Source organism: Mycobacterium sp. ABE4_509 (assembly GCF_056160785.1).
On record NZ_JBSWXU010000040.1, the window covers coordinates 1 to 17,819 of the forward strand.

At 67.0% G+C, this 17,819-nt stretch carries 21 protein-coding genes; 9 read left to right on the forward strand and 12 right to left on the reverse strand.

Annotation, left to right across the window (positions count from 1 at the left end; genetic code table 11):
* Positions 1 to 719: UbiA family prenyltransferase (locus ACXAID_RS11260; protein ID WP_475022293.1), on the forward strand; the 719-nt coding region annotated here is incomplete at its 5' end.
* Positions 706 to 1,770 (forward strand): type III polyketide synthase, encoded by a 1,065-nt coding sequence (locus ACXAID_RS11265; RefSeq protein ID WP_475022294.1) that lies wholly within the window; start codon positions 706 to 708, stop codon positions 1,768 to 1,770. The genes ACXAID_RS11260 and ACXAID_RS11265, both read left to right, overlap by 14 nt.
* A gap of 1 nt (position 1,771) precedes the next feature.
* Here the strand turns inward: ACXAID_RS11265 and ACXAID_RS11270 are convergent, their stop codons facing one another.
* The 8 genes from ACXAID_RS11270 to ACXAID_RS11305 form a co-directional block, all read right to left on the reverse strand.
* The gene (locus tag ACXAID_RS11270; RefSeq protein ID WP_475022295.1) at positions 1,772 to 2,758 is read right to left on the reverse strand and encodes an amidohydrolase family protein; all 987 of its coding nucleotides are present in this window, start codon (positions 2,756 to 2,758) and stop codon (positions 1,772 to 1,774) included.
* On the reverse strand, positions 2,755 to 3,756 hold the full coding sequence (locus tag ACXAID_RS11275; RefSeq protein ID WP_475022296.1) for an amidohydrolase family protein: 1,002 nt from the start codon (positions 3,754 to 3,756) through the stop codon (positions 2,755 to 2,757). The genes ACXAID_RS11270 and ACXAID_RS11275 overlap by 4 nt, the downstream gene beginning before the upstream one ends.
* Complete coding sequence (locus ACXAID_RS11280) at positions 3,753 to 4,421, reverse strand: antibiotic biosynthesis monooxygenase family protein (protein ID WP_475022297.1); 669 nt, start codon at positions 4,419 to 4,421, stop codon at positions 3,753 to 3,755. Before ACXAID_RS11280 ends, ACXAID_RS11275 begins: the two co-directional genes overlap by 4 nt.
* Before the next feature lie 64 nt (positions 4,422 to 4,485).
* On the reverse strand, positions 4,486 to 5,244 hold the full coding sequence (locus tag ACXAID_RS11285; protein WP_475022298.1) for an ABC transporter ATP-binding protein: 759 nt from the start codon (positions 5,242 to 5,244) through the stop codon (positions 4,486 to 4,488).
* Positions 5,245 to 5,269: 25 nt separating this feature from the next.
* Positions 5,270 to 6,058 carry an ABC transporter permease gene (locus tag ACXAID_RS11290; protein WP_475022299.1) on the reverse strand — a complete coding sequence of 263 codons (789 nt, stop codon included), beginning with the start codon at positions 6,056 to 6,058 and terminating at the stop codon, positions 5,270 to 5,272.
* On the reverse strand, positions 6,055 to 6,909 hold the full coding sequence (locus ACXAID_RS11295; protein WP_475022300.1) for an ABC transporter permease: 855 nt from the start codon (positions 6,907 to 6,909) through the stop codon (positions 6,055 to 6,057). Before ACXAID_RS11295 ends, ACXAID_RS11290 begins: the two co-directional genes overlap by 4 nt.
* Positions 6,910 to 6,938: 29 nt before the next feature.
* A complete protein-coding gene (locus ACXAID_RS11300; protein ID WP_475022301.1) occupies positions 6,939 to 7,973 on the reverse strand; it encodes an ABC transporter substrate-binding protein in 1,035 nt (344 codons plus the stop codon).
* Positions 7,974 to 8,241: 268 nt separating this feature from the next.
* The gene (locus ACXAID_RS11305) at positions 8,242 to 9,264 is read right to left on the reverse strand and encodes a Gfo/Idh/MocA family protein (RefSeq protein ID WP_475022302.1); all 1,023 of its coding nucleotides are present in this window, start codon (positions 9,262 to 9,264) and stop codon (positions 8,242 to 8,244) included.
* A gap of 108 nt (positions 9,265 to 9,372) precedes the next feature.
* On the opposite strand from ACXAID_RS11305, the gene ACXAID_RS11310 reads away from it, so the two are divergent.
* The gene (locus ACXAID_RS11310) at positions 9,373 to 10,146 is read left to right on the forward strand and encodes a class II aldolase/adducin family protein (protein ID WP_475022303.1); all 774 of its coding nucleotides are present in this window, start codon (positions 9,373 to 9,375) and stop codon (positions 10,144 to 10,146) included.
* Here the strand turns inward: ACXAID_RS11310 and ACXAID_RS11315 are convergent.
* Positions 10,134 to 11,078, reverse strand: coding sequence for an NAD(P)-dependent oxidoreductase (locus ACXAID_RS11315; protein ID WP_475022304.1), 945 nt, complete (start codon positions 11,076 to 11,078; stop codon positions 10,134 to 10,136). The two genes, ACXAID_RS11310 and ACXAID_RS11315, sit on opposite strands and share 13 nt — an antisense overlap.
* A complete protein-coding gene (locus tag ACXAID_RS11320; protein WP_475022305.1) occupies positions 11,075 to 11,668 on the reverse strand; it encodes a TetR/AcrR family transcriptional regulator in 594 nt (197 codons plus the stop codon). Before ACXAID_RS11320 ends, ACXAID_RS11315 begins: the two co-directional genes overlap by 4 nt.
* A gap of 158 nt (positions 11,669 to 11,826) precedes the next feature.
* Between ACXAID_RS11320 and speB the strand changes: the two genes are divergently transcribed.
* From speB to mbp1, 6 genes are all read left to right on the forward strand, one after another.
* A complete protein-coding gene (gene speB, locus ACXAID_RS11325; protein ID WP_475022306.1) occupies positions 11,827 to 12,768 on the forward strand; it encodes an agmatinase in 942 nt (313 codons plus the stop codon).
* A gap of 96 nt (positions 12,769 to 12,864) precedes the next feature.
* Positions 12,865 to 13,788, forward strand: a complete 924-nt coding sequence (locus tag ACXAID_RS11330; protein ID WP_475022307.1) for a cyclopropane mycolic acid synthase family methyltransferase — start codon at positions 12,865 to 12,867, stop codon at positions 13,786 to 13,788.
* Positions 13,789 to 13,820: 32 nt separating this feature from the next.
* Entirely contained in the window at positions 13,821 to 14,708 is an 888-nt protein-coding gene (locus ACXAID_RS11335) for a cyclopropane mycolic acid synthase family methyltransferase (RefSeq protein ID WP_475022308.1), read from the forward strand.
* 59 nt (positions 14,709 to 14,767) lie between these two features.
* Entirely contained in the window at positions 14,768 to 15,916 is a 1,149-nt protein-coding gene (locus ACXAID_RS11340) for an NAD(P)/FAD-dependent oxidoreductase (RefSeq protein WP_475022309.1), read from the forward strand.
* Between the two features lie 49 nt (positions 15,917 to 15,965).
* Entirely contained in the window at positions 15,966 to 16,655 is a 690-nt protein-coding gene (locus ACXAID_RS11345; protein ID WP_475022310.1) for an HAD family hydrolase, read from the forward strand.
* A 143-nt stretch (positions 16,656 to 16,798) separates the two neighbouring features.
* On the forward strand, positions 16,799 to 17,038 hold the full coding sequence (mbp1, locus tag ACXAID_RS11350; protein WP_475022311.1) for a microaggregate-binding protein 1: 240 nt from the start codon (positions 16,799 to 16,801) through the stop codon (positions 17,036 to 17,038).
* A gap of 73 nt (positions 17,039 to 17,111) precedes the next feature.
* On the opposite strand, the gene ACXAID_RS11355 is transcribed toward mbp1, so the two are convergent.
* Both ACXAID_RS11355 and ACXAID_RS11360 read right to left on the reverse strand, forming a co-directional pair.
* Positions 17,112 to 17,408, reverse strand: a complete 297-nt coding sequence (locus ACXAID_RS11355; protein ID WP_475022312.1) for a hypothetical protein — start codon at positions 17,406 to 17,408, stop codon at positions 17,112 to 17,114.
* Entirely contained in the window at positions 17,405 to 17,818 is a 414-nt protein-coding gene (locus ACXAID_RS11360) for a MerR family transcriptional regulator (protein ID WP_475022313.1), read from the reverse strand. Before ACXAID_RS11360 ends, ACXAID_RS11355 begins: the two co-directional genes overlap by 4 nt.
* Position 17,819: the final 1 nt, after the last annotated feature.

A 17,819-nucleotide genomic window follows, 5' to 3' on the forward strand; every position in this document is an offset into this window, starting at 1 on the left:
GCATCGGCCCCGTGCTGACCGGGCCCGCGATGCTGGCCGGTCAACTGTCGATCGGCTGGTCCAACGACGCGCTGGACGCGGGCCGCGACGCCGCGGCGGGCCGGACCGACAAGCCGGTCGCCACCGGCGTCCTCAGCGTCCGCGCGGTGTGGGTGGCCGCGGTGACCGCACTGGTGGCCGCGCTGGGGATGGCCCTGAGCATCAGCGTGGCCACCGCAGCGCTGCTGGCGCTGATCGTCGGCGCCGCCTGGGCCTACAACCTGGGGCTGAAATCCACGCCCGCATCCGGGCTGATGTACCTGCTCGGGTTCGGCCCCATCCCCGCCTACGCGGCGAGCACCCTGCCCGGTTCTCCGCTGCCGAGCTGGTATGCGACCGCTGCGGCCGCGCTGGTCGGCCTCGGTGGACACTTCGCCAATGTGCTGCCCGATCTGGCCACCGATCAGGCGACCGGGGTCAACGGCCTGCCGCAGCGGGTGTACGCCCGTGCCGGCGCCGGGGCGGTCCGGGCGATCGCGGTGATCCTGCTGGTCTCGGCGTCGGTGCTGCTGGCGGTCGCGGCCACCCGCCAGTGGGTGGGGCTGGCGGGTTTGGCGGTTGCGGTGCTGCTGGCGGTGGTCGCCGCCCGCGGGAAGGGCAAGGTGCCGTTCGCCGCGGCGTTCGGTATCGCGGCCGTCGATGTGGCCGTGCTGGCGGTGGGTGGGTATGCCCAGATCTGAGCGCACCCGGATCGTGGCGGTCCGGTCCGCCTTCCCGGTGCACCGCTACCCGCAGCAGGTGCTCACCTCCAAGGTTGCCGAGCTCGTCGGCCTGGACGCCGACGAGGTGGTGATGCTGAACCGGCTGCATGCCAAAGCCGGTGTCGGCCATCGCCATACCGCGCTCCCGCTGGACGAGCTGGATGCGCTGCGAGGGATCGCGCCGGCCAACGACCGCTACATCGAGGCGGCGGCGGAGCTGGGCGGGCGAGCGTTGCGCGGCGCTCTGGACGCCGCCGGGCTCGACGGGCGCGACCTGGACCTGCTGATCGTCACCTCGGTCACCGGGGTGGCGGTACCGTCATTGGACGCCCGCCTGATCCCCGCACTCGGGCTGCGCCCGGACATCAAGCGGCTGCCCATCTTCGGGCTCGGTTGCGTCGCGGGCGCGTCCGCGCTGGCACGGCTGCACGACTACCTGTTGGCCTGGCCGCAGCACCGGGCGGCGCTGCTGGCCGTCGAGCTGTGTTCGTTGAGCTGGCCGAAGACGGACGCGACCACCGCGGACCTGGTGAGCACCGGCCTGTTCGGTGACGGGGCGGCCGCACTGGTCGCCACCGGCGCCGCGCCGGGGCCCGGCCCCCAGGTCGTCGCGTCGCGCGGCGAGGTCTATCCCGACAGCGGCGACATGCTCGGATGGCGGTTGGGCGCCGACGGTTTCCGCATCGTGCTGACAGCGGAACTGGCCGAGGTGGTCGAGCGACACCTGCACCGCAGCGTCACCGCATTTCTGGCCGAACACGGCCTGACCGTCGCAGACATCAGCACCTGGGTGTGTCACCCGGGCGGCCCGAAGGTGATCGACGCCGTGCAGAACAGTCTCGGGTTGCCCGACAGCGCCGTGGCGGCGAGCCGGCGCTCACTGGCCGAGGTCGGCAACCTGTCCTCGGCCTCGGTGCTGCACATCCTGGAGAAGACGATGGACTCCGAGCGCCCGGCGCCGGGCTCGACGGGGCTGGTGATCGGGCTGGGCCCCGGGGTCAGCGTCGAACTGGTGTTGTTGCAGTGGTGAGCTAGTCTCCCATCGGGTTCAGACCGAGCATCTGTGCCGGGTTGGTCGAGGTGATCGCGACCCGCTCGGCATCGGTGATGCTGGGCATGTTCTTCAGCCAGTTCACCGGGTCCTCCTGCACCATCGGCGCCGGATAGTCGGTGCCGAGCACCACCCGCTCGATTCCCACCGAGTCGATCAAGAACCGCAGCGTCGATTCGGTGTAGGTGCACGAGTCGTAGTAGAAGCGGCTCAGGTACTCGCTGGGCGGCCGGCTCAGATTGGATTTCGCGTCGGCGAACTCCGGCACCTCCATCGCGGCGGCGTGCCAGGTCTTGTCCATCCGCGCCACCCCGAACGCCGAGTATCCCCCGGCGTGGCCCAGGCAGATCTTCAGATCGGGGTAGCGGTCCATGATTCCCCCGAACACCAGGGTGCCGAACGTCACAGCGCGGTCCACCAGGTTGCCGATGCTGTTGGGCAGCGCATAGCGGGTGGTGCGCGCCTTTACCAGGGTCGGGCCGCATTGATGGAAAAAAACGACTGCACCAAGGGATTCCACCGCCTCCCAGAACGGGTAGAAGACGGGGTCGTCGAAGGTCGTCCCGTTGACGTGGTCGTTCACCGTGATCCCGCGGTAGTCCAGTTTGGACATCGCGAATTCCATCTCGGTGATCGCCATGTCGACGTCCTGCATCGGCACGGTGGCCAGGCCGGTGAAACGATCCGGGTGATCGCGCATCATCGCGCCGATCTCCTCGTTGCAGGCGCGGGCGATGTCCTGGGTGAGTGCCGGGTCGAGTTCGTAGCGGTAGAAGTCGTTGTTGACGGTGAGCACCTGCATGTCGACGCCGGACGCGTCCATCTTGGCGATGCGGTCGGCCGGTGCGATCGAGAACTCGGGGATCTCGAGTTCGCCGATACTGTTGGTCAGGGTGTGCCAGGTCCCCCCATTCAGCACCGCCTCGCGGAAACTCGGTGGCGTCACATGCGAATGAACATCTATCACGGACAACTGTTTTCGGCCTCTCTTCTCGTCACGTCACCCAACAGTGACGCGGCGGTCCCCCGCAGGATCGAATCGATCTCCGCCTCGGTGAGAACCCCGATGGCGCCCAGGCGCTGAACGGGGTCGAGCACCCGCATCGGCGCAGGCCAATCGGTGCCCAGCACGACGCGATCGGCACCGACCACATCGACCAGATAGCGCAGCGTTCTCGGCTCGTAAGTCACTGCATCGTAGATGAACCTGCGTGCGTAGGTGCTCGGCGGTGCAGTCGCGGCACCGCGCATCGACGGGAACGCCCGCCACCCCTGGTCCATCCGGTCCAGCGCGAACACCGTGTAGCCGCCTGCGTGGCCGAGGCACACCTTGAGGTCGGGGTGGCGGTCCATCACGCCGCCGTACACCAACGCACCGAAAGTGATGGTGCGGTCGACGAGGTTGCCGATCGAGTTGAAGAAGAAGTACCTGTCTATACGCGCCTCGACCGAGGTCGGCGCATACTGGTGGACGAAGATCAGTGCGCCAAGCGCCGCAGCGGCCTCCCAGAACGCGTCGAACCGCGGCTCGTCGTAGGTCTGTCCGTTGACGTGGTCGTCGACCATCACGCCGCGCAACCCGAGCTCGCCTACCGCGCGGGTCAGTTCGGCGATGGCCAGGTCGGTGTCCTGCATCGGCACCGTCGCCAGCCCGGCGATGCGCCGGGGTCGGGCACGGACCATCTCGGCCACCTCGTCGTTGACTGCGCGGGCAATCGTCGCAGCGTCGCCACCGGTGCGGTGGTACTGGTAGAACACATCGGTCGGTGAGGTCAGCTGCACGTCGATGCCGTCGGCGTCCATCGCCTCGATGCGCTGATCGAGGCTCCATCGGTTCATCGGGTTGTGCAGCTCACCGTCTTCGGATGTCATTCCGTGCCAGTCGTTTCCAGCGAGGACGGCGTCACTGAAACACCTGGGGGTGACATGGGCGTGGACGTCGATGATGGCGGGTGCGGTGCTCACAGGCCGTGCATCGTGTGGGAGAGCCGGGCGGTCCACTCGTACTGCGTGGCCTCGCCGACCTGTTTCATGACCCGCGCGTACTCCTCGCCGGCGATCAGGTCGGCAGTGGCCTGCCGGTCGGCACAACAGATGTCGACGATAACGTCGAAGTCGGTGGTCAAAGTGCCGACGTTCTTCCCGATGAGCACCTTTTCGACCTGTGGCACCTCCTGTAGTCCGCGCAACGCGTCGAGCGCCGACTCGCGAGTTGTCTCGTCGGTCTCGTCCGCCCAGATGAACATCGCGGAGTGCTTGACGTGGTTGCGCAGGATCGGCGGTTCACCGTCGTACCACCAGTCGACCCGGGCGGTGATCTCGCCGCGGCAGATCGCCGCGTTGTACACCGCGACCTCGTGGTGGACATCGTCGTCGTTGTAGTCGTCCAGACCGGCCTGGTCGTCGAAATCCAAGTGCAGGGCCACGTCGTAGTTGACCACCGGGCCGAGCTTTCGGCTGCGCCAGTGCGGTGCGCGTTTCCACGGCTTGACCTCGCGCAGCATTGCCGACCCACCGAACAGGTCAGTCCCGAAATCGAGCGCCCGCACGCTCGGGCAGACGAATCGCATGTATGCCAGACCCTTGAGCATCTGCATCTGTTGTTCGGGGGTGGATTCTTCGCGGAGCATGAAAAACGCACTGTGGCGCAACATCTGGTCAGGTTCCCTTCAACGTTTGGGGGTTGGAGATGGATCAGGTGGTGACGGGATCGAGTTGCATCTGCTCGAACAACGCCAGCACGTCGGCCTGCTGGGTGACCACGGCACGGTCGGTCTGCAGCCGTGGCCTGGGCAGGTTGATCGGGATGTCGGCGTACAACGTCCCGCCGCGGTTCATCATGAGGATCCGGTCGGACAGCTGAACCGCCTCGTTGACGTCGTGAGTGACGAACAGCACCGTCGCCGCCGACGACTGCCAGAGTTGCTGCAGGTCGGTACGCAGGCTGCGGGCGGTGATGGCGTCGAGATGGCTGAACGGTTCATCCATCAGCAACAGGTCGGGTTCGATCGACAGCGCCCTGGCGATGCCGATCCGCTGGCGCATCCCGCCCGACAACTGGTTCGGGTACATCGAGGCGGTGTGCGCCAAACCCACCATGTCCAGGTACTCCCGGCAGGTGCGTTCCCGGGTCTTGCGGTCGCCCTGGTCGTGGACGTACATCATGTTGTCCAGCACCGTTCGCCAGGGCAGCAGCCGAGGGTCCTGGAAGACGTAGCCGATCTTGGCCCCCGCGGCACCCCCGGACACCGACAACGTTCCCGAGGTCGGCTCCTCGATGCCGGAGACGAGGTTGAGGAACGTGCTCTTCCCGCAGCCCGACGGGCCGACCAGACACACGAACGTGTGTCCGGACGCTTCGAAGGTCAGGTCGTTGATCGCGTGGACACCGTCCTGGGTGCTCGCCTGCGCCTCGTAGATCTTGTTGACGTGTTCGGCTACCAGCAGCGCCACGATTCCTCCTGGATGTAGTGGTGATTCACCATCGTTCGGTCCCTTCCTGCCAGCGTCTCGACCAGCGGTGCAGTCGTTCGAGTACCAGGCGGTCCACGGCGAGGATCACCGCGATCTCGATCAGGCCCCAGCCCATCAGCCCGTTGAAGTTTCCGGCGTCGTACCAGAACGCCGCCCGGTAGCCCGCACCCCAGTTGCTGGCGAAGAACTCGACCAGCGACAGCGCGCCCCATCCCGCGAGTACCGCGTAACGGAACCCGGCGATGATGTAGGGCGCCATCGCCGGGAGCACCAGCGTGGTGAAGATCTTGCGTTGCGGCACCCGGTAGGCCACCGACATCTCCATCAGCGGCTTGGGTATCGACTTGGCACCTTCGTAGGTCGAGGCGACGAGCATCGGCGTGGCGGCCAGCACCGGCACCACGAACGGACCCACCTCCGAGAAACCCCACCAGATGGCGGCCAGCAGCGCCCAGATGAATGCCGGCAACGCGAGCAGGATCGTGTTGATGTCGCGGAAGTACGCCCCGATCCGCCACCAGCGGCCCATCGCCCAGCCGATGAGCACACCCAGGAAGAGCACTGTCGTCAGTGCGAGCGCCGCTCTGCGCAACGTCCAGGTCAGGTGTATCCACAGCTCACCGCGCAGCGCCTCGTCGATGAGGAACTGCACCGTGCCCACCGGAGTCGGGATCCGGTCGGACAACAGGCCGATCAGTTGCCACGCCAGCAGCACCAGCAGCCTGGCACTGTAGCGGGCGGCCCGGTCGGAGCGCAGCCAGCTCCTGCTGTCCTGCTCGACAGTGGCGGTCATGACCCCACCCCCGAGCCGGCGGTGGGCTTGGAGGTGGCGTCGGCGCCGTCGGCTCGCGCCTCGGCGTCTGTTCCACGTCGCTGTCGCCGCCATCGCCGACGCGGGGGTGTGTCCAACCGCCAACGGAACAGCCGCTGTTCGGCGTTCACCAGAACGAATCGCTCGACGAGCACGACGAAGATGACGAAGAACCCCATCCACGCGAGCAGGTCACGCACCGAGAACAGGTGATAGGAGCGTGAGATCTGATATCCCACACCGCTGCTGCCGCCGAATGTCTCCACCAGTGCCGCGAGCTTCCATGAGTCGGCGAAGGACACCCTCCCTCCGGCGAACGCGAACGGCGTCACCGTGGGAATCAGCACGTGGCGCAGAAGCTGGAATCGGCTTCTGTTGAAAGCCTTGCTCATCCCGACCAGATCCTGGTCGACCGACATCATTCCGGCCGCCACGTTCAGCGCTATCGAGGGCAGTACGAACAGCACAACCACCGACGTCGGGCCCATCCCGCTGATCCCGAAGACAATGATCGCCACGATCGCGTACACGATCAACGGGACGTTGGCCGCCAGGTAGATCAGGTCGTGAAAGAACGCCCGCGCGTATCGATAGCGCCCCATCAGGAATCCGATGACCGACCCGGCGACCACCGCGATGAGCCAGCCGAGCACCGCCCGCCAGAAGCTCATCAGGAAGTTGTGGACCACGTCTCCGGTGAGCAGCAGTTCCCACATCCGGGTGCCCACCGACCACGGCGAGGGCAGCACATAGGGCTCCATCCGCGCGGCGAAGAACGCCCAGATGCCGATGAAGGTGGCGATACCGGCGATCGAATACGCCTGCGCTGCCACCGTTCGCCGGGTGCGTGCTGATACCGTCCTCACGCCTGCGGGGAGACGACGACCATCTCCGGGTCCTCGGTGTCGGCATCGACCACGCCGGATTCCTTCATGAGCTCGTAGATCCCGGTCTCCTGATCCACCCACTCCTGGTCGAGGTAGGGCGAGTCGACGAACCAGTCGAAGGTGTTGTCGAAGTAGCCCTTGATCCAGGCGGCCTCCTCGGGCGACTCCACGGCGAAGTGCTCAGGGTAGGCGTCGATGATCTCTTCGCGATGGGCCGCCCACTCGTCGAGGGCGCGCTGCCAGACCGACAGGAAGAACGCCGCCTCGTCCTGATGGGTGTCGTACCAGTCTTTTCGAGCCACGAACAGATTGCTCATCACGCCTTCGTGGCCGGGTGCGATCGAATCGCCGTACAGCTCCGAGGCCGACCGTCCGTCGTACATGATGTTGAGGTCCCCGGAGGCGAACTCCGGGATCGACTGGGTCGGATCGGCGAAGGCGGCACACACCTCACCCTCGAGCACCAGGCTGGGGATGATCTGGTAGTCCGCGGTGACGAGATTGAGATCGTCACCGTTCTCAGATAGTTCACGTCCATCGATCTGGTCGACGAGAGCCTGCCAGATCAAGGCATTGCCAACCACTGACTCGGCTGCGATCTTGCATCCCGGGGGCAGGTCGGCGGCGGTTTCCCAGTCGGGGTTCGCGGTGATCATCACGTCTTTGGCGTAGTTGAACTTACCGAAGGTCACCGTCTCGATCCCGGTCTCCTGCTCCAGATTCTGGAGCTCGTACGTGCCGATCGAGATGACGTCGGCGTGCCCACCGACGAACTGCCCGAACTCATCCCACGTCACGGTCTGCAGAATGCGGTAGCCGGAGTCGACCTCCATCTCCTCGAGAATTCCCTCGTCCTGGATCCAGTCCCAGGCAGGATCGGGCGAGAAGGTGAACCGGATGATGTTGTCGTCACTTTCAGCAGCGGTCGAACCCGATTCGGCCGGCCCGGAACAGCCGGTCGCCAGGACCAGACCCGTGCTGATTGCGCAGAACAGCGCCTTCTTGATCATGTGTGAACCTCCTGCGTCGGGTGTCGTGCTGACATCCGTCGACGATGACGGGTCGCTACGCGTTGGACGCGCAGCGGTAGCAGAGCCACTCGGTACCGCTGCGCAGTGAGCGCATCTAAAACCCGTCGGAGGCCGAAATACCTAGCTGAGTGACAGGAAACCTACGCTAAAGGTCGGTGGGCCGTATTAGGTTTCGCGCATGTAACATTCTTGGGTCATCGGTCAATGACGCTCTCCGAGTGCACTTTTCCCGCAGGGTCTCCACCGGTCACCTGAACTGTTCGACTTCGACGGCGCGCCGTTGTTCGGCCGCCCGGTACAGCGCGTCGCTCACCGCGATCACCCGCAGACCGTCGAGACCGTCACCGCTGGCTACCCGGCCGGCCCTGACCGCGTCGGCGAACGCGGCGACCTCGGCGGCGTAGGCCGGGACCGTCGAGGTCGCGAGAACACTCGTCCCGTCATCGGTGTGCAATTCGGCGGCATCACCCGGCGTGGGCGCGGTCCCGCCCCGGGCGGCGATCCAGCCGCCGTCACCGAACACCGTCCAGTCCGGCCGCGTCCCCGGCCGGCGGCTGTGCGAGGCCATGTTCACCAACGTTCCGTCGGCCAGCCGACAGGAACCGACGAACACGTCCTCGTCGACAGCCGAGTCCATCATCGCGCTGACCTCGATGATCGGGGAACCGCACAGGTAGGCGGCGAGATCGACGGCGTGGGTGCCCTGATGCAGCAGCGACCCGCCGCCGGCCAGGGCGGGATCGGCGCGCCAGGTGTCGTACGGGTACAGCCCCTTGCCCGCGCCGATGGCCATCTCGGCGTAGAACACGTCCCCGATCCGGCCCTCGGCGATGGCCTGGCGTGCGGCGATTGCCGAGGCCTTGTGCCGCAGGTGAAATCCGACACCCAGACACCGGTCCGCCGACTCCGCGGCCTGCAACATGGCCAGGCCGTCGGCGGTGCTCAGCGCCATCGGTTTCTCCACCAGGACGTGCTTGCCGGCTTCCAACGCGAGCATCGCCTGCTCGAAGTGCAGCGAGTTCGGCGAGGCGATATAGACGATGTCGACGTCGCCGCTGGCGAGCATCGCGGCGTAGTCGTCGTAGGCCGTACCGGCTGAGTGCTTGGCCACAAAATCCGCGGCCTTCGAGTGGCTGCGGCTCAGCACAGCTGAGAGATGGTTTCCGGCAAGCTTTTCCAGCGCTGGAGCGATGCTGATGTCGGCGAGCACCCCGGTGCCGACGAGGCCCCATCCGAGGCTCGCAGGGGCGGGGGTGTCAGAAGTTGTCATGACAGTGACGTTCTCACGGTGCGGGCCCCAATGCGCGACTGCTGCACGGATCCATATCAAGTGATATATTACCAACATCCCGCCCGATATTCGTTTGCTGGAGGGGCTGTGTCCATCGCCGAGCAGAGTTCGACGAGTTCGGCCGCGCGCGAACTGGAGTTGCGCCGCGAACTGGCCGCGGTGTACCGGTTGCTTGCCCACTTCGGGATGACCGATCTGATATTCACCCACGTATCGCTACGGCTGCCCGGAACGGGCGAACGGTTCCTGATCAACCCGTACGGGATGCTGTTCGACGAGATCACCGCATCTTCGCTGGCGGTCGTCGACATAGCCGGCGAGCCGGTCAGCCCCTCCGAGAACCGCGTCAATCCAGCTGGATTCGTCATCCACGGCGCCGTACACGCCGCCCGGCCGGACGCCCACTGCGTCGTGCACACCCACACCCGGGCCGGGTGCGCGGTCGCTGCCCAGCGCGGCGGACTCCTGCCGGTCAACCAGATGTCGATGGAGTTCTACAACCGGGTGGGTTACCACGACTACCGAGGCATCGCGTTCAACACCGCCGAGCGCGACTCGCTGGTGACCGACCTCGGTGACCACCACGCTCTGATCCTGCGTCACCATGGTTTGCTGACTGTCGGGCCCTCGGCGGCGCAGGCGTTCCTTCGGATGTTCTATCTGGAACGTGCCTGTGAGATCCAGGTCGCGGCACAGTCCGCCGGGGACCTGCACTTCCCGGAGCCGGAGGTCGCCGAGTACACCGCGCGCCAGTTCGCCGGCGAGACCACCGATGAATTCAGCGATCCCGACGCCCAGCAGTTGGCGTGGGCGGCCCTGCTGCGGTTGCTCGACCGGGTCGCGCCCGACTACCGGCGCTGACCGGGCACAGAGACCGCCCCCGCGGGGACGCACCCGTTGAGCACATCGACGATCGCTGCGACCGACTGGGAAACCAGCTGCGCCACCGAATCGGCCGAATACCACGCGACATGTGGTGTGATCACGGTATTGGGCGCGGTCAGCAGAGGATTGGTTGCCGCCGGCGGCTCGTCGGACAACACATCGAGTGCTGCTCCCGCCAGTCGGCCGCTGTGCAGCGCATCTGCGACAGCCTGCTCGTCGAGCAGCCCTCCGCGGGCGGCGTTCACCAGATAGGCACCCGGGCGCATGACCGACAGCGTCGACGCGTCGATCAGACCCGCCGTGTCTTCTGTCAGCGGGACGTGCAGACTGAGTACGTCACTGCCCGTGAGCAGTTCTTCTCTGGTGACGATGCGGACACCGTCGGCCTCCAACGAATCCCGGCAGTGCGCCAGGACCGCCATCCCCAGCGCGCGGGCCCGCTGCGCGACCGCGCGGGCGGTCCGGCCGTAGCCGTATAGACCCAGGACGGTGCCCGAGATCCGAACGGGGGGTCTGCCGGACGACTCCCAGGCTCCGCTTCGGACCGCACTGTCGAGCTGCGGAATGCCGCGCAACAGCAGACATATCGCCGCGATGGTGTGCTCGGCGACCTCGTCGGTGCAGTAGTCGACAGCCCGGGTCACCCAGATACCGCGACGGCGGGCCTCATCGACTGGCAGGTGGTCGGTGCCCGCCGAGGTCGCGATCAAGTGACGCAGGTCAGGCAGTGCGGCAAGTTGTTCGGCCGTCACAGCCGTCTCGGGCCCCACCAGTAGCGCCTCGATGCCACGCTCCGCCGGGATCGTGGCACTGACCAGGACCTCGGCCTCGATCCCTGCGTCATCGAGCCCGGCCTCCAGCGCGTGGGCGGACACGAACGGGTCGGCGACCGCCAACACGGTTCTCATCGGATCCGGCCCACGATGCCGCGCACCGAATCGGTTTGTCCGATCGCCGCCATCACGGCTGGGTCCAGCACCGCTTCGAGGGCAAGACCATCGGTCAGCGCGGTCAGGTGAAGCGCGGCGGTCGCGATGTCCAGATCGGCGGGCAACGTTCCTTCCGACACCGCCGACGTCATCGTCCGGCCAACCAGTGCGCGCCATCTCGACAGCAGCTCGGAAATCTGGGCCCGGGTGGACTCCGATGCGGTGCCGTCGGCATAGAAGAAGAGGAACACCCGGGTCATGGCCAGCCGGCGTTCGTCCAGCGGCAGCACCGAGTCGGTCAGTGCGTGCAGCTTCTCCAGAGCCGAGGTGTCCGGATCGTCCATGATCGCGGCATAGGTGGCGTGTTGAAGCTCGCTGGCTCGTGATAGACCTGCGTGCAACAGGTCTCGGCGGCAGTCGAAGTAGTGGTGAACCACGCCGATCGACCAACCGGCTTCCTCGGCGACCGCCCTGGTGGTCACCGAACCCACCCCGTGGCGGGCCGCCAGCGCCAGGACAGCGTCTGCGAGTTGACGGCGGCGGTCTTCGTGAACCACGACCTTGGGCACCAACCACTCCTCTTGAGTCTCGTCGAGCCTAGCGCCTGGCTGTTTCCGGCACGACGTCAGCGATCTGTCCCACGCCGGGCGACGGTGAACGTCCACAGCCTCTAGCGTGATCAGAGGACCGAGCACAACAACACCATCCCCGCACGGAGGTCGAGCACATGCCCGTCGGACCGGTCGACGCGACCCGTACGCCCCGCTTCGCCGGGCCGGCTACCTTCGCCCGGTTGCCACGCCTCGACCAGGTGCCGTCGGCCGACGTGGCGATTGTGGGCGTGCCGTTCGATTCCGGGGTGTCCTACCGTCCCGGCGCGCGGTTCGGACCGTCGCACGTGCGGGAGAGCTCACGGCTGCTGCGGCCGTACCACCCCGGGTTGGACGTTTCGCCGTTCGAGACGGTCCAGGTGGCCGATGCCGGTGACCTCGCAGCGAATCCGTTCAGCATCGCCGAGGCCATCGAAGCCATCGAAGGCGGGGCGCGAAGCCTCACCACCGGCGGCACCAAGCTGGTGACGATCGGCGGTGACCACACCATCGCACTACCACTGTTGCGCGCTGCGACAGCGCAGTACGGCCCGGTCGCGCTGGTGCATTTCGATGCCCATCTCGACACCTGGGACACCTATTTCGGCGCCGCCTACACCCACGGCACACCGTTCCGCCGAGCGGTCGAGGAGGGGCTGTTGGACACCGAGGCGCTCTCGCACGTCGGGATCCGGGGCCCGCTCTACGGCAAGAAGGACCTCGACGAGGACCGCCGGTTCGGCTTCGGCATCGTCACCTCTGCCGACGTCTACCATCAGGGCGTGCGGGAGGTCGTCGACAAACTGCGCACCCGACTGGGCTCCCGTCCGGTGTACGTGTCGGTCGACATAGACGTCCTCGACCCCGCGCACGCCCCCGGAACCGGCACACCCGAGGCGGGCGGCATGACCAGCCGCGAGTTGCTGGAGATCCTGCGGGGCCTGCGCGGGCTGAATCTCGTCGGCGCCGACGTCGTCGAGGTGGCCCCAGCCTACGACCACGCCGAGATCACCGGCATCGCCGCCGCCCACGTCGCCTACGATCTGGTGTCCCTGCTGGCCCTGGGTAGCTCGGGCTGAGCGGCCGGCTCGGCCGGGCCGCCCGCTGACCCCGGCACGTTTGGCCCCCGGCGGCGCCGGGAATCCGTGGTACCGGCAACGACGACAGGATGTGCAGTGCCCGAACCGACCAGCGCCGAGTCCAAGTGGTTGTCCAGATCTGCGGCGCAGACGCGCGGCTCGGACACCGATGAGGTCCGGTTCCACTACGACATCTCCAACGACTTCTTCAAGTTGTGGCAGGACCCCTCCCAGACGTACAGCTGCGCGTATTTCGAGCGCCCCGACATGACCCTGGAAGAGGCGCAGCTGGCCAAGGTCGACCTGTCCCTGGGCAAGCTCGGGCTGCAGCCGGGCATGACCCTGGTCGACATCGGCTGCGGGTGGGGCTCGACGATCATGCGCGCCGTGGAGAGGTACGACGTCAACGTCATCGGTCTGACGCTGTCGCAGAACCAGAAGCGCCACATCGAGGAGAACCGGTTCGCGAGGTCGGACAGCACGCGCCGGCTGGAGGTGCGGCTGCAGCCGTGGGAGGAGTTCGACGAGCCCGTCGACCGGGTGGTGTCGATCGGGGCGTTCGAGCACTTCGGGTTCAACAAGTACGACGATTACTTCACGAAGACGTTCGACCTGATGCCCGATGACGGCGTGCAGTTGCTGCACACGATCATCATTCCCAGCGATGAGGAGATCAAGGCCAAGAAACTGCCGTTGACGATGTCCAACGTCCGGTTCATCAAGTTCATCATGGACGAGATCTATCCGGGTGGCCGTTTGCCGCTGGCGGCGCAGGTGGAAGACAGCGCGGTGCGGGCCGGATACACCGTGACGCGGCGCCAGCACCTTCAACCGCATTATGCGAGAACTCTCGACACCTGGGCCGCTAACCTCGAATCGGAGAGAGATGAGGCGATAGCGATCACCAGCGAAGAGATCTACGAGCGGTTCCTGAAGTACCTGAAGGGCTGCGCGGACCTGTTCCGCGGCGGCTACACCGACGTATGTCAGTTCACGTTGGAGAAGGCTGACACGGCCTGACGCTCGCCGGGCACACCATGGGAGGAGTGGTGATGACGGAAAACGGGTCGGGGGGCTCGACGAAACTGGAGCCGAACTACGCCGACGCACAGGCCCACTACGACCTGTCCAACGATTTCTTCGCGCTGTTCCAGGATCCGTCGCGCACGTACAGTTCCGCGTTCTACGAGCGTGACGACATGTCGCTGGAGCAGGCTCAGCTCGCGAAGATCGATCTGGCGCTGGGCAAACTCGACCTCGAAGCGGGGATGACGCTGCTCGACGTCGGCTGCGGCTGGGGTTCGGTGATGAGTCGGGCAGTGCAGCGCCATGACGTCGACGTGGTCGGGCTGACGCTGAGCCGCAATCAGCGCGCGCTGGGCCAGCAGCTGCTCGACCAGCTCGACACCACGCGTTCGCGGCGCATCCTGCTGCAGGGCTGGGAGGAGTTCGACCAGCCGGTGGACCGGATCGTCAGCATCGAGGCGTTCGAGGCGTTCCCCAAGGACCGCTACGAGGCGTTCTTCGCCACGTGCGACCGGGTGATGCCCGCCGACGGCCGCATGGTGTTGCAGACGATCTTGGGGCATCCGCTCAAGCGGTGGCCCGAGATGGGCATCCCGATCAAGATGTCGGACCTGAAGTTCATGCGGTTCATCGCCAAGGAGATCTTCCCCGGCGGCGCGGTGCCGTGCGACGAGGACGTCATCGACTACTCGGGCCGCGCCGGGTTCACGGTGGCCGACATCGACTACCTCACACCCCACTACGTGCGGACGCTGAACACCTGGGCGAGCGCGCTGGAGGCCAACCGGGACCGGGCGGTGGCGGTGACGTCGGTGCAGGTCTACGACCGCTACATGCGCTACCTGCTGGGGTGCGCGGACTTCTTCGAGCGCGGCATCAGTGAGGTCGCGCAGTTCACGCTCGTCAAGGGCTGACCCGCGGGCCGGCGCTTCGGTCGGCGTGACACCTGCGGCGCAGTGGGTATGCACCCCACATGAGTGATTCCGGATTGGTCGTGATCGGCAGTGGCCCCGCCGGAGTGGCCGCCGCCGAGGCCTACCGCAACCGTAGACCCCGGTCGCCGGTGCGGATTCTCAGTGCCGACCGGCGCCGGCCCTATGCCAGGCCGCCGCTGAGCAAGGAGTTCCTGCGCGGCAAGACCGACGACACCGACCTGCATCCCGAGCAGTGGTTCCGGGAGCGCGACATCCAGCTCGCACTCGGCTCCCGGGTACAGGGTTTCGACCCGCAGGAGCGGGTCGTCACCGTCGACGGCGAACCGTACGGCTACGACGCCCTGATCTTCGCGACGGGCGCCGCCCCGGTGCCGCTGCCGGTTCCCGGCGGCGAGCACGCGCTGGCGCTGCGTTCACTCGACGACGCCGAGCGGTTGCGTGACGCCGCGTCGCAGGCCGCCACCGCCGTGGTGATCGGCGCCGGTTTCATCGGCTGTGAGGCCGCCGCTTCACTTGCGCTGCGGGGCCTTTCGGTGACGCTGGTGGCACCGGAGCAGGTGCCCCAGCAGAACCGGCTCGGTGTCGACGCCGGCCGACGGCTGGCCGGGCTCGTCGAAGGTTCGGGCGCGCGCTGGCTGGGCGGGGTCAACGTCGTGCGCCTCGAGGAGGCGCTGGTGCACCTCGACAACGGCGATGCGCTGCCCGCGGACCTGATCCTGGCCGCCACCGGCGTGACACCCGACAGCGAGCTCGCCGCGGTGGCGGGGTTGCCCACCCAGGATTCACGCATCGTCGCCGACGAGGACATGAGCACCGCCGTGGAGCATGTCTACGCTGCCGGTGACGTCGCGCTGGCCTTCAACGTCGGGGCGGGCCGGCGACTTCCCGTCGAGCACTGGCAGGACGCCGAGGGGCAGGGTGAGGTGGCCGGCGCGACCGCCGCCGGTGACGATGCCGCGTGGTCGGAGGTCCCGGGCTTCTGGACGACGATCGGTGACACCACCGTCAAGTATCACGCCTGGGGTGACGGCTACCAGGATGCCCACCTTGTCGACCGGCCCGGCGGTTTCACCGTCTGGTACGAGTCGCAGGGAGCTGCCGTCGCGGTGCTGACCTGCAACGCCGACGACGACTACGAGCAGGGCGGTGAGTTGATCAAGGCCGGTAAACCGGCCCCGGTGCACTAGCGTTCGGGCACCGGGCGTAGACCGCGCCCACAGCGGGTAAGTAGTTGCCATGGGCACCCCTCCGGCGGTGCTGTTCGATGTGGACGGCACCTTGGTCGATTCCAACTATCTGCACGTCTACGCGTGGCAGCGGGCCTTTCACGAGGCCGGTGTGCCGATGGAGACCTGGCGGGTGCACCGCAGCATCGGGATGGACGGCACCACGCTGGTGAGCGATCTGCTCGAGCAGGCCGGCCGAGACCCCGACGAGAACCTCGTGTCGCGCCTCAAGGATGCGCACAGCGAGTACTACCAGCGCAACGGGTCGCTGCTGGAACCGCTGCCCGGGGCCCGCGAGTTGCTCCGGCGGGTCGCCGACCTGGGGTTGCAGGTGGTGCTGGCGACCTCGGCTCCACCGGATGAGCTGGAGGTGCTGCGCAAGGTCCTCGACTGCGATGCCGTGATCGCCGCGATCACCTCGGCCGCGGATGTGGACACCGCCAAACCCGAGCCCGACATCGTGCAGGTGGCGCTGGACCGGGTCGGGGTCACGGCGCAGCAGGCGGTGTTCGTCGGTGACGCGGTGTGGGACGCCGAGGCGTGCGCCCGCGTGCAGGTGCCCAGCATCGCTGTGCTCAGCGGCGGTTTCGGCCGTGACGAACTGCGGATCGCCGGAGCCGGCGAGGTTTTCGAGAATCCCCGTGAGCTGCTCGACCACCTTGAGCACACCTCGATCGGCAAGCTCACCGGCCGCGCCTGACATGAGAGCCGGGGCCCGCTCCCACCCAGACCGTGGGTCGGCTCACAGAGACTCGGTGTTTAGCCGAATGTGTTCAGCGGGCATATATCTGGCAAGCGAATCACAAATCCGGTTCGCGAACCCTGAATTCGTGGAGGTACACGATGGCTGAGAACAGCACTGGTCCCGAGGAAGGCATCAAGGGCGTTGTCGAGGACGTGAAGGGCAAGGCCAAGGAAGCGGTCGGAACCGTCACCGGTCGCGACGACATGATCCGTGAGGGTAAGGCCCAGCAGGACAAGGCCGAGGCTCACCGCGATGCCGCCGAGAAGGAGGCCGAAGCCGACGCCGCCCGCGGTGCCGCGAAGGCCGCCGAGAAGCGCGAGCAGGCCTACCAGCAATAAGTTCTCCACCTTCGGAAGGCCCGGCCATCAGGCCGGGCCTTTCGTGTTGGGTGACCGGCCACCGGCGCGGCCCTCACATCCGGTCGGCGTCGGTGGCGCCGGGGTGCCGGGCGACGGCTTCGGCGATGGCCACGATCTCGGGGGACTGTTCGGTCAGCGGCACCCAGCCGCCGCCGTGCCGGTGCGCCCGCGCCAGCAGGAATGCCCAGCCGCGCAACAGGTCCACCCCGGCCCAGTCCGGGATGGTGCCGGTTTCCCGGTAGGCAGTGCGCAGCGGTTCGATCACCGTGCCCAGGTACTGCGGGTCCCCGGCCAGCCGCGCGTACCCGTTGTAGCGGTGCGCCCAGCTGATGTAGTCCGCGTCGTTCATGGCCACCCGGTATGGGCCGCGGCACCGCTGTAGCGGGCGAGTTGTTCGGTGAGCTCGCGCGCGTAGCCGAGTTGCCTGCTCAGCGAGGCGCATGCCGCGGTGGCGCGGCGGTGACACCCCGCCAGGTACTCACCGGCTCGGGCGCGGTCGTCGTCACCGGCGCCGGCGTCGGCCAGCACATCCAAAGCGCCGAGCAGTTCCCGCATTTCGTCGAGGGTGAACCCGAGCGGCTTCATCCGCCGGATCGCGACGAGCCGGCCGACGTCGGTCTCGGTGTAGAGCCGGAACCCGCCTGCCGAGCGCGCCGAGGGAACCACCAGGCCGACGTCCTCGTAGTGCCTGATGGTCTTGATGGACAGTTCGGTGCGCGCCGACACCTCACCGATCTGCCACAGCTGCGGCTCGCTCACG